The organism is Coprococcus sp. HPP0074, assembly GCF_964238105.1.
GTDB lineage: Bacteria > Bacillota > Clostridia > Lachnospirales > Lachnospiraceae > Faecalimonas > Faecalimonas umbilicata.
Map to the genome: position 1 here is coordinate 202,419 of NZ_CAXSKS010000001.1, position 12,534 is coordinate 214,952.

10 protein-coding genes are annotated in these 12,534 nt (G+C 41.8%); all 10 read left to right on the forward strand.

Features of this window, described 5'->3' with window-relative positions:
* Positions 1-18: 18 nt before the first annotated feature.
* The 10 genes from pcp (at position 19) to ACESPO_RS01000 (ending at position 12,529) form a co-directional block, all read left to right on the forward strand.
* A complete protein-coding gene (gene pcp / locus ACESPO_RS00955; protein ID WP_008975623.1) occupies positions 19-636 on the forward strand; it encodes a pyroglutamyl-peptidase I in 618 nt (205 codons plus the stop codon).
* 390 nt (positions 637-1,026) lie between these two features.
* Entirely contained in the window at positions 1,027-2,733 is a 1,707-nt protein-coding gene (locus tag ACESPO_RS00960; protein WP_016440561.1) for a sensor histidine kinase, read from the forward strand.
* Positions 2,705-3,472, forward strand: a complete 768-nt coding sequence (locus tag ACESPO_RS00965; RefSeq protein ID WP_243116168.1) for a response regulator transcription factor — start codon at positions 2,705-2,707, stop codon at positions 3,470-3,472. Before ACESPO_RS00960 ends, ACESPO_RS00965 begins: the two co-directional genes overlap by 29 nt.
* The gene (locus ACESPO_RS00970; protein ID WP_117577257.1) at positions 3,459-4,748 is read left to right on the forward strand and encodes an ABC transporter substrate-binding protein; all 1,290 of its coding nucleotides are present in this window, start codon (positions 3,459-3,461) and stop codon (positions 4,746-4,748) included. The genes ACESPO_RS00965 and ACESPO_RS00970 overlap by 14 nt, the downstream gene beginning before the upstream one ends.
* Positions 4,749-4,907: 159 nt before the next feature.
* On the forward strand, positions 4,908-6,221 hold the full coding sequence (locus ACESPO_RS00975; RefSeq protein WP_009261935.1) for an ABC transporter substrate-binding protein: 1,314 nt from the start codon (positions 4,908-4,910) through the stop codon (positions 6,219-6,221).
* Positions 6,222-6,309: 88 nt separating this feature from the next.
* Positions 6,310-7,239 (forward strand): carbohydrate ABC transporter permease, encoded by a 930-nt coding sequence (locus ACESPO_RS00980; RefSeq protein WP_499788337.1) that lies wholly within the window; start codon positions 6,310-6,312, stop codon positions 7,237-7,239.
* Positions 7,236-8,099, forward strand: coding sequence for a carbohydrate ABC transporter permease (locus ACESPO_RS00985; protein WP_009261934.1), 864 nt, complete (start codon positions 7,236-7,238; stop codon positions 8,097-8,099). Before ACESPO_RS00980 ends, ACESPO_RS00985 begins: the two co-directional genes overlap by 4 nt.
* A 34-nt stretch (positions 8,100-8,133) precedes the next feature.
* On the forward strand, positions 8,134-9,471 hold the full coding sequence (locus ACESPO_RS00990) for an alpha-L-fucosidase (protein WP_016438857.1): 1,338 nt from the start codon (positions 8,134-8,136) through the stop codon (positions 9,469-9,471).
* On the forward strand, positions 9,459-10,739 hold the full coding sequence (locus tag ACESPO_RS00995) for a Gfo/Idh/MocA family protein (RefSeq protein WP_016438858.1): 1,281 nt from the start codon (positions 9,459-9,461) through the stop codon (positions 10,737-10,739). The genes ACESPO_RS00990 and ACESPO_RS00995 overlap by 13 nt, the downstream gene beginning before the upstream one ends.
* Entirely contained in the window at positions 10,736-12,529 is a 1,794-nt protein-coding gene (locus ACESPO_RS01000; protein WP_499788338.1) for an L-fucose isomerase, read from the forward strand. The genes ACESPO_RS00995 and ACESPO_RS01000 overlap by 4 nt, the downstream gene beginning before the upstream one ends.
* Positions 12,530-12,534: the final 5 nt, after the last annotated feature.

Consider the following 12,534-nt stretch of genomic DNA (forward strand, 5'->3'; position numbering starts at 1 on the left):
GTACAGGAGAGATCAGAGATGAAAATTTTAATTACAGGATTTGAGCCATTTGGAGGAGAAAGTGTAAATCCTGCTTATGAAGCAGTGAAGCTTTTACCAGATATGGCAGGAGATATACAGATTGTAAAAATGGAAATTCCAACTGTGTTTGGAGAGGCCGGAAAAGTTGTGGAAACAGGAATTCTGCAACATCAGCCGGATGCAGTAATCTGCGTTGGGCAGGCGGGAAGGCGAGCCGATATCGGAGTGGAGCGTGTTGCGATCAACCTTGTAGAAGCTTCAATTCCGGATAATGCCGGAAATCAACCTATGGATGTAAAAGTGCAAGAAGATGGAGATACGGCATATTTTGCAACCATTCCGGTAAAAGCAATGGTAAAAAACATCAAGGATCATGGGATCCCTGCAAGCATATCTTACACAGCGGGGACTTATGTATGTAACAGTGTGATGTATGATCTTCTTTATTTGATTGATAGAAAATATCCTTCTATTCGAGGCGGTTTTATTCATGTGCCATATGCGACAGAGCAAGGCGTCGGAAAGCCTGTCGGAACAGCTACAATGGAACTTTCCACCATCTCAAAGGCATTACTATATGCGTTGGAGGCAGTTGCCGGAGAGGATAAAAATTGACATTTCCTATCTAGAAACATAGACTGAAATAAAAAATCTCGTTATTTTTTAATAGAATAGCGAGATTACTAAATATAATCATAACTTTTATTCACTGCTATAACCTCATTTGTTTTTCCTTTCTATGAAAAATCATTTTCACTGCTGCTAAATTTCTTATATTATACCATTCATCAAAAAATACGTCACTATTTTCTCCCATTTGTCATGAATATTTTTCAACTTATTTTCGCATAGAAAAATGTTCCGCCTTTTCTTTGTTGGGCAAAATGTATAAAAAATATAGGATTTTAAATGAAATAGAGAAGAAAAACTACAAAAGCAAATGACTTTATGGAAAAGCTGTGCTAGAATAAATCCATTAGAGTTTATTTTAAGGAAGCAGAGGACATGATTCAGAGACAGAAAATGGGAAAAGAGAAAAAACGAAAAACACTCAGCCAGGAATTTACACTTCTGACAGTAGTGACTTCTGTAGGGACACTGTTTCTCTTGGGAGTTGTTCTGATCAGTGTATTTTCTTTTTTATTTTTACAAAATGCAAAAGAAGATATGCAATATGTCCTGGACAGTACAAACGAGCAGATCCAAAGCCACATCCAGTTTATTTCAGATGGCGCAGTTTCTATCCGTCATAATCCATTATTGGAAGCATTTTTAAAAAATGAATCTTATGATCAGGAAAATGCGGAAAAACAGCTTGGATATATGATGGAACTTTTTTCGGCGGGAAACCTGGCAGAGCAAACCCCATTCGTTGAAAGTGTACATTTATTTAACAAAGTGGGGAAGGAACTTGACAGACGCTATTATCCGCTGACTGTTTTGGCAGCAAAGGAGGAGAAAGAAATTTGTCAGCACATTTTAACAGAGTTTTATGAAGAAAATTGTCGATATCAAAGTTATATCCGAAATGGCAAGTGGTATCTCTGTTTTACAATATATGATGAAAGTATGAACAACGTAGGAATCTGCATGGTGCAAATAGAGAGAGAGGCGATAAAAGAGATTTTTTCGGCAGTGGAAGGGTACCAGGACTGGGGATGGGAAATCAAAGGAAACGATGAAATTTTGTTTTCGGACGGAAGAAAAATAGAGGGCGATAATCTGGTATACAGCAGTGCTGACGGCGAATTTGATATCCAGATTTCTTCGGTAGTCGGGAAAGAAAATCTCTATGTCGTTCTTCGTCCAACATTGTTTGCGTTTTTATTCATCCTTCTTCTGGCACTTGTCCTGGCAGCCGCTCTTGCATTTGTTTCTGGGTATCGATTGTCAAAACCATTGAAGAAAGTAAGAGAAAGTATGCATGAATTTGGGGAGGAACAATTTGATATCCGAATGGATGATTTTCAGATTCAGGAGTTCCATGATATATCTGTAGTATTTAATGAGATGGCGGATAAGATCCAGCATTTGATTCTTGAAGTGTATGAGAAAGAACTTACCGCAACGAGACTTCAAGTAAAGTATCTCCAGGCACAGATTACACCGCATTTTCAGTTTAATATCCTTTCCATGCTGAGTCTGAAGGCAAAATTGGCAGGAAACGAAGAACTGTATCAATGTCTGCGGGCATTCTCTGAATTGGTGAGAGGAAAAATTTTCCGAAAAAAGGAGATTATGATTCCAGTGGCAGAGGAACTGGAGTTAGTGGAATTTTATCTATATCTTCAAAATAGTAGATTTCAGGACAAGATCACTTATGAGATTATCTGTCCGGAAGAAAAAGTCAAAGAAAATCTGATTCCGAGACTTTTGATCGAGCCGCTTGTGGAAAATGCGGTATCGCACGGTCTGGAACCAAAACAGGGCAGTGGAAAGGTGCAGGTAATACTTTATGAACAAAACAAGCGGCTTCATATTATTGTAGAAGATGATGGTGTAGGGTTTGAGGAAGAAGATGTGGAAACGGTCCGGGAAAAAGAAGGGCATACACATACCGGACTGGAAAATACAAAGCGACTTCTTTATATTTTATATGGAGAAAACCACACATGGAAGGTGACAGGAAAAAAAGGAGAGGGAACGACTGTGGAGATTGTAATACCCTCGGAGAGGAGAGCGGATGATGTGGAACGTGATGGCAGCAGATGATGAGGCCTATATTCGGGAGGCACTGCAAAAATTAATTTCATGGGAAAAGATGGGATGCAGTCTTAAGTATGTAGCAGAAGATGGAAAGAAACTGATAGACAGAATGAAGGAGGAGAAACCAGATATCGTAATTACAGACATCCGAATGCCAGGAGCAGATGGATTGGCGGTTTGTCAGTATATCTATGAAACGTATCCGGAGACCCAGGTGATTATTTTGAGCGCCTATTCTGAGTTTGAGTATGCGAGAGCGGCGATCAAGTATGGGGTGTGTGAGTATGTGTTGAAAATTTCCGTCCTAGAGGAACTCCCGGGAGCAGTAGAAAAGGCGATACAAAATTTAGAAAAGTTGCAAAAAGAGTCTTTGTCAGTCAGTGTAGAGCTGGAGGAAAAGAAAGAGAATGATAGTCTCTATGATCAGATGCTTCGCTATATCGAGGAAAACCTGGAAAAGAAAATCACACTGGAGGAGATGGCGGAAGCGCTTCATGCCAATGGAAGCTACTTAAGTCGACTGTATAAAAATAAAAGGGGCATAAATCTCTTTGATGATATTTTGAGAAAGCGTGTAGAAAAGGCAAAAGAATACATGACTACAACAGACTGGAAAATATATCAGATTTCAGAGGCTGTTGGATTTGAGGATACCGGCTATTTTTCCCGTGTATTTAAACGATATACGCATATGTCGCCAAAAGAATTCAGAAATGTAGGAGGGGAGGAGCATGAGGAAAAGTAAGAGGATATTTATTATCTGTATGATAGGAGCAGTATTTTTTCTGTCAGGTTGCAGTGAAAGAAAGGAAAAGCAGGTGGAGATCACAGTGATGCATGGCTGGGGAAGCACGGAGATGGATCACAAAGAAATGCAGAAAATCTATTCCGATTTTCAGAAAAAGTATCCGGATATCTCTCTGAATCTGATCGCAATGCCGACAGGAAAAGAGATGGTAGAACGGGCAGAGGACAGAATTCTTGTGGGAGATCTTCCAGATGTGATTTTCTGTGGGGATGCAGGAAAGGAATCCTTGTACCAGTTTATGATAGAAAACGAACTGGCGCTGGATCTTATGCCATACATTAAGGAGGATAAAGAATTGTTGCACAGCATTGCCCCATCTAGTATGGAGTATTGGAAGACGAGGGATGGTAAGCTCTATACCGTCTCCGATGTCCTTATGCTTGGTGGAGGTTACTGGTACAATGAAGAGATTTTTCGTGAAGCTGGAATTACGTCTATTCCAGAGACATGGGAAGAATTTTATAGCGCATGTCAAAAGATTCAAACGTGGTCTGAGACATCAAACAAGGATGTGATGCCTCTTGGACCTACCGTGGAGGGATATCTCTATATCACAGATCAGATGCTTGCAAAGAATAGAGGGAGAGGGAGTGTTGCGATCAGTCAGAACAAGGTTCCAATGTCTCAGTCAGAAATCTGTACTGTGTTAGAGCAGCAGAAAGAGTTGTGGCATTATACAAAACCTTTAAGCAAGGAATATAGCTATCGGGATGAAACAGACCTGTTCAATGATGAAAAGCTTGCAATGTACATCAATGGAATTTGGGGAGCATTTATGATCGATGAGACTCTTCCGGTATCTTATGCGCTTCTTCCTTTTGGAGAAGGTGCAGAGATTGCCTGTGAATCCGCGGGGCTTGGATATCTTCTTGGAAATACAGAGAATGAAAAACGAATCGATGCAAGCATAAAATTTTTGAAGTATATGCTCAGCAAAGAGGTGCAAGAGAGAATCTTGCTGAAAACCGGACAGATGCCGGCAAATCCTCAGATTACAATCGAACAGTATAGCGAAAAAATGCCCCGGTTCTGCCAGGCGGCTACGGAAGTGAAACAGGCAGAAATAAAGATCCAAGTACCGGCAAATTTGTGGAACAGTGCACAGATGCATATATTCGAGGAATATTTGCCGGTGTTTTTTCAGGAGGAGATGAGTGGAGAAGTTTTTTTTCAATTACTAGAACGAAATAGTCAAAACAGACTAAAAAAGTAAATATAATCCATATAAAAAGTTAAAAAGTAAATATAGAACAAACTATTCGTAAAAATACTTTATTCAAAATGCACAGAAAAATGCTTAAAATAAGCACATAAATTAAATGAATGCACAAAACAAGGAGAATTTTAAACTGTGCGTGGAGGAGGAAGTAGGATGAAGAAAATGAAAGCAAGAGTAATCAGTACTGCATTGGCGGTAGCGATGGGAACAACGGCGCTTGCAGGATGTGGAGATTCCAAAGAAGCAAAAGGGACGGCAAAGGAGAAAAAAGAAAATGCAGAAGCTGTGTTGGAATTCTATCACGGATATTACCATGAGGAAAGTGAGTGGCCGGCGGCAAAAGTGATGCGTGATATTTATGAGGAATTTGCAAAAAGCCATGCAGACGGCAAAGTAAAGTTCAAACCAATTGCAGTTGAAAATCGGGATGACATCGTAAGTTCACAGGTTGCAGGAGGAAGTTTCCCAGATCTTGTAGATTGTGGAACAGCAGTGCCGCAGGCTGCAATTGCTCAGGAACTTGTGCTGGATATGAAACCTTACATCGATGAGAACAATCTGAAAGATGCGGTAGGACTGAACTATACACAGAATGATATAGACGGACATATTTATTCTGTACACGATCAGATGGAAAGCCGTGGAATGTGGTACAATCAGGAAATTTTAGATCAGGCAGGGGTAACGTTAGAAGACTTAAGTACTTGGGATGGCTATGAGGCTGCAATGGAGAAAGTCAGAGCACTCGGCGGTGATACATACGGATATGCAGCGGGTCAGGGATCCATCATCATGTTCAATGCAATGCTTGCATCTACGGAGGAAGGAAGAGAACTTTTGGAGTCAGAAATGACACAGGAGACAATCGAATCTAAGACGTTTCAAGAGGCATTTATGAGAGTGGCGAAGATGGATCAGGCAAATGGCTCCGATCACACCGTAGAAGATCTTGGAAATGTGATGGATGACTTTAACAAAAAAGGGACGATGGCAGTGCTTCCAAATGGTGTCTGGAATGCCAGTGGAATCGATGAAAGTATGGTAGAAAAGATTCAGCCGACAATCTTCCCTGAAAATGTAGCTTTGTCTTCAGCAGGATCTGGACTTACAATTTCCAGTGGACTGAGTGCGGAAGAAGAAAAACTTGCTTTGGAATTTATAAAATATATGACAAGCGAAGAAGTGCAGTCTAAGATCTTTACAGAAGTACAGGCAAATCCATGTAACACAACGTTAGACTTAAATAAACTTGCCGAAGAAAGTGGAAATGCAGCGACGATCAAACTCGCCGAAGCATGTACACTTGTCAATGATGCAGAATACATTGCAGAGGATCTGAACTATGTATGGGGATCAGATGTAAGAACATCCATGATCAATGCTTTAATGGAATGTGCGGTATCCGGAACAGATATCGACAGCCGGTTTGAACAGCTGCAAAAGGAACTGACAGCGCTTATCGGATAACGAATGTTTTGTAGAAAAGAGTTGTCGTAAAACGACAGCTCTTTTTCTTTGGCAGAACAGAAATCGTTCTTAAAAGGAGGTTTAAAAGATGAACAGACATAACAGACTTGGTTGGCGGAGGAAGGGATTCATTTTTGCATTTCTAGCTCCGACACTGATTGCTTTTGTTATTTTTTATTTGTACCCGATCGTGACAGTTTTTGTCACTTCCTTTTGCAAATGGGATTACACAAATATCAATGCACCGGAATTTTTTGGCATAAAAAATATGTGGGATAATTACAAATACATTTTTCATACTTATCCATATTTTTGGGAAGCGTTGAAAAATTCTTCTCTGTGGGCACTTTTGGGAGTTGCCACCCAGATCCCGATCGCTACATTGATTGCACTTGCATTTTCCAGAAAGATGAAAGGGGTAAAATTAATCCGGAATATTTACATTATCCCGAATATGATCTCAACAGCAGCTATGGGTATGATTTTCTTACAGCTATATAGTCCGCTTTATGGGGTGGTAAACCCGATTATCAAATTGTTCAACAAGGATTTTAAAGACAGCATTCTTCTGCTTGAAGGACCGGCATTCTGGGCAATGACAGCTGCATATATTTTCTTTACAGGTACGACAACACTGATGATTCTCGGAAATATTATGGCAGTTCCGGAAGAAGTAAGAGAAGCCGCCAGACTGGATGGCGCAAGTGGGTTAAAGCAGGATTGGTATATTACGATCCCGATGATCAAGGAAACACTGCGCATGGTATGTATTTTAGCGGCAACTGGCGGATTCTTACTTTACAATGAAGTATATTTTCTCACAAAGGGTGCAGCTGGTACTTACAGCATCAGCTATGTGATCCGGGAACTTGCCATTACAAGTCCTCGTACACAGTTTGGCCGTGCAAATACCGTTGCCGTTGTACAGATTCTGGCAGGAATGTTAATTATTGTCATCATAAATATGCTTTTTAATCTCACATGGAAAAGACCGACAAAAGGAGGAAAACGTTCATGAGAAAAAACGGACAGAAAGTATTAAAAAACCGAATGAAAAAAGACTCAAAAGCGACAAGAATCGTAACTGTTATCTGTCTGTGTTGGGCAGCATTTGTAGCGCTTGTTCCGCTTGTATGGCTTTTACTTTCCAGCTTCAAAAAAGATCCGATGGCACGCCCGGGATTTATGCTTCCGGAATCTATCTATCTGGAAGGATATATTTCTACTTTCCGTGATCTGCATGTGATGCGGTATTTCGGAAACAGTTTACTGATTTCTTTCGTATCAGTTGTGATCAGTATCGTGATGATCTCCATGTCTGCCTATGTTGTGGCAAGACTGGATTTTAAAGGGAAAAAGCTTGTAAATGTCATGCTGTATTCGACCATGTTTATTCCAGCTACTGCATTGACCTATCCAGTTTATAATCTGGTCAATAAATTGCATTTGTATGATACGAGAGGCGCCTTAATCTTGATTTATTCTTGCAGTGGTCTGGCAGTGAGCTTCTTTGTAATTAAAAATTACTATATGAATATTCCAAAGGAGATGGAAGATGCGGCAAGAATAGATGGATGCGGTTATGTGAAGACATGGCAGAAGGTTATTTTTCCGATGGCACGTCCGGGAATTATGACAGCAGGGGTTCTTGCCTTTTTAAATAACTGGAATGAATACTACTGGGCCTCTCTTGTGTTGATCGACCGCGAAAAACTGACAGTGCCGGCATTGTTATCTACATTTACAACATCATTCCGGACAAACTATAATGGTTTGTTCTCGGCAATGGTCGTGATCATCCTGCCGCCGGTTATCTTGTATTGTGTATTCAGCAAGTTTTTCGTGGAAGCACTTTCCGGAGGAGCAGTAAAAGGATAATCATACAGCATATGAAAAGAAGGAGAAGATAGAAATGAATCAGGAAATTAGAGAGAGAACAAAATGGTTTATGGATGCAAGATTTGGAATGTTCATCCATTGGGGACTTTATGCGATCCCTGCCTGCGGAGAGTGGGTTATGTCGGAGCGCGAGATGACGGTGAAAGAGTATGAGAAATATTTTGACCTGTTTGACCCGGTTGACTATGATCCAAAAGTGTGGGTGCGTCTTGCAAAGGAAGCAGGGATGAAATATGCGGTGCTGACGGCGAAACATCATGATGGATTTTGTCTGTTTGATTCTGCTCTGACAGACTATAAGTGTACGAACACAAAAGCAGGGAGAGATCTTGTGAGAGAGTTTGTGGATGCCTGTCGGGAAGAAGACATCAAAGTTGGTCTTTATTTTTCACTGATTGACTGGCATCATCCGGATTTTCCAAAGTACAAAGATCGCCAGCATCCGATGCGAAACTGTGAGGCATACAAAGATGAAAAAATTGATTTTGACCGTTATTTAGATTATATGCATGGACAAGTAAAAGAACTTGTGACGAATTATGGAAAATTAGATCTGCTCTGGTTTGACTTTTCCTACGATGATATGTGTGGGGAGAAATGGCGCGCTGAGGAGTTGATCCGCATGGTGAGAATGTATCAGCCGGATGTTATTATTGATAACCGTCTGGAAGGTTCCGGGGAAGATCATGGAAGTATTGCGACGGCGGAGCCTTCGATCTTCAGTGGTGATTTTGCAAGTCCGGAACAGATCATTCCGCCGGAAGGAATCCGGGATCAGGAGGGAGAGCTGATTCCATGGGAACTTTGTGCTACAATGAACAACCATTGGGGGTACTGCAATTTTGACCATACCTTTAAATCATCGCAGATGCTGATACGCAAGCTAGTAGAATGTACAAGCAAAGGCGGAAATATGATTTTGAATGTAGGCCCGGATGCAAAAGGAAATATTCCTTGCGAGAGTGTCAGAATTTTAAAAGAGATTGGTGTATGGATGAAGAAAAACGGTGAAAGTATTTATGGAAATACTATCTGCGAACGTCCGAAACCGGAATGGGGGAGATACACGCAAAAAGGCGATGTGATTTATGCACATGTATTTGAGGAAGCGCTGGGAGCCATGCCGCTTTACGGGATTACACCGGAGGAATTAGATGTCGTTTACTATCTGGCAGATGGAAGTGAGATGAATCGTGGAGAAGCATGGAATACCGTACAGTTTCAAGAATCAGCATTTGTTTCTTTTGGAGAAAATCCGGTATTTACTTATCCACTTCCAGATCAGACAGATACTGTTTTGAAAATTGTCCTGAAAAAGAAAGGAGCAGACAAAGACTCATGGGAAAAATAACAGCCATCCTAATTGGAGCAGGGCTCCGCGGAGGACATGTATACGCCTCCTATGCACTGGAACATCCAGATGAATTTCAAATTGTAGCAGTTGCAGAACCTGATATTGCGCGCAGAAAGCAGATAGCAGCACTTCATAAAATTCCAGAAGAAAATCAATATGAAAGTTATGAAAAGCTACTTCAGAAAGAATGTATGGCAGACTGTGCACTTGTCTGCACACAGGATCAGATGCATTATGAGCCAGTGACGATGGCTCTTCAAAGAGGGTATCATGTACTTTGTGAAAAGCCGATGTCGCCTAAAAAAGAAGAAATCATTCAAATGGGAATGCTTGCGGAAAAATATAATCGGGTGCTGGCAATCTGCCATGTGCTTCGTTATTCCTCTTTTTACACAAAACTGAAAGAATTACTTGATTCCGGGAAAATAGGGAAGTTAATGAGCATACAGGCGATGGAATCAGTCGGGTTCTGGCATCATGCACACAGCTTTGTGAGAGGAAACTGGAGAAATGCAAAAGAATCCAGCCCAATGATCCTGCAGAAGTGCTGCCATGATATGGATATTCTTCTGTGGCTTGCAAAAGCTCCATGCAAAAAAATCAGTTCTTTTGGGAAACTTACTTTTTTTAAAGAAGAAAATGCGCCTGCACATGCACCAAAGCAGTGCATGGATGGATGCCCTCATAGAGATCACTGTGCTTTTTATGCACCGAAGTTTTATTTGGAACATCCAAAGGCAGAGACAGACGGACTTGTCTATGCGGTGACTCCGACAAGTGACAAAGAATCAGTGCTCACGGCGTTGAAAACAGGACCGTACGGGCGCTGTGTGTTCCGCTGTGATAATACGGTAGTAGACCATCAGATCGTCAATATGGAATTTGAAAATGACGTGGAAGTTTCCTTTGTGATGAGTGCTTTTACAAAAGAATGTAAGCGCACGATCACGCTGATGGGAACAAATGGAGAAATACAAGGAGATATGGAGGAAGGAAGAATCCGTATTTTTGATTTTGTCAGTGGAAATACCGAGGAGATTTATTTACATACACCGTCCAAAGGACACAGCGGAAGTGACGAGAGAATGATGCACGATTTTGTCCAGCTTCTTGGAAATTCAGAAAATAGCGAGGTACCGACAGGTGCCGGAATTTCTGTAGACAGTCATCTGATGGCACTGGCAGCGGAGGAATCAAGGCTCAGTGGAGAGACGATCGACTTTGCAACCTATAAGAAGAATTTAATGGAGGAGGTACAACGATGAGCAGAAACAGAAGAATCGGCGCTTATCCGGTTATTGGGATTCGCCCAACGATAGATGGAAGAAGAGGATATTTAAAAGTAAGAGAATCATTGGAAGAGCAGACCTGGAGCATGGCAAAAGCAGCTGCAGCTCTTTTCCGTGAGAATCTCCGGTATGCAAATGGAGAGCCTGTTCAAGTTGTTCTGGCTGATACAACAATTGGTGGTGTCGCAGAGGCGGCAGCCTGCCAGGATAAGTTCCGTCGGGAGGGGGTTGACATTACACTCACTGTGACACCATGTTGGTGCTATGGAGCCGAGACAATGGACATGGATCCGAAAACGATCAAAGCGGTCTGGGGATTTAACGGGACAGAACGACCAGGAGCAGTCTATCTGGCAAGTGTCCTTGCAACACACGCGCAGAAAGGTCTTCCAGCATTTGGAATCTATGGGCATGAAGTACAGCCGGCCTCCGTGCGAGAAATCCCTGAAGATGTCAAGGAGAAGCTTCTTCGATTTGGGAGAAGTGCAGTAGCAGCGGCATCTATGCGTGGAACTTCTTATTTGCAGATTGGATCTGTGACAATGGGAATTGGTGGCTCCATCATCGACGCTGCATTTTTGGAAGAGTATCTCGGTATGCGTATGGAATCTGTGGACGAAGTAGAACTGATCCGCCGCATGGAAGAAGGAATCTACGATGAAGAAGAATTTCAGAAGGCACTCAAATGGACAAAAGAACACTGCAAAGAAGGATTTGATAAAAATCCGGAAGCGGTACAAAAAACAAGAGAACAGAAAGACCATGACTGGGAATTTGTTGTAAAAATGATGTGTATTATCAAAGACCTCATGAATGGAAATCCGAATCTTCCAGAAGGATGCGAAGAAGAACAGATGGGACACAATGCTTTGGCAGCAGGTTTTCAGGGCCAGAGACAGTGGACAGATTTTTATCCAAACGGAGATTTTGCAGAGGCACTTTTAAATACCTCCTTTGACTGGGATGGACCGCGTGAGCCGTATATCCTTGCTACAGAAAATGATGTGTTAAACGGAATTGGAATGTTGTTTATGAAACTTTTGACAAATCGTGCACAGATTTTTGCAGATGTCAGAACTTACTGGAGTCCAGAGGCTGTATGGAAAGCAACAGGATATACCATGGAAGGAAAAGCTGCCAAAGCAGGCGGAATGATCCATCTGATCAACTCTGGCGCAGCATGTCTGGATGCCTGTGGAGAAGCGAAAGATGATTGTGGCAATGCAGTCATGAAGCCGTGGTATGAAGTGACTGAGGAAGATCAGAGACAGATTCTAGAAAATGTCACATGGAATCCTGCAGATTTTGGATACTTTCGCGGTGGTGGTTATTCTTCGAGATTTCTTACCAATGCAGAGATGCCAGTGACAATGGTCCGCCTGAATTTGATCAAAGGTCTTGGACCTGTGCTGCAGATTGCAGAGGGATGGACGATCCGACTGCCGGAGGAGGTATCAGACATTCTATGGAAGCGAACAGATTATACATGGCCGTGTACTTGGTTTGTTCCGAGAACTAATGACAGTCCGGCATTTCGGACCGCTTATGATGTGATGAACAATTGGGGAGCAAATCATGGGGCAATCAGCTACGGACATATCGGTGCCGATCTGATCACACTTTGTTCTATGTTAAGGATACCGGTATCTATGCACAATGTAGCAGAAGAGAACATTTTCCGTCCAGCTGCATGGAATGCATTCGGAATGGATAAAGAAGGGCAGGACTATCGGGCATGTTCCGCTTATGGACCGCTTTATCGATAAAACTT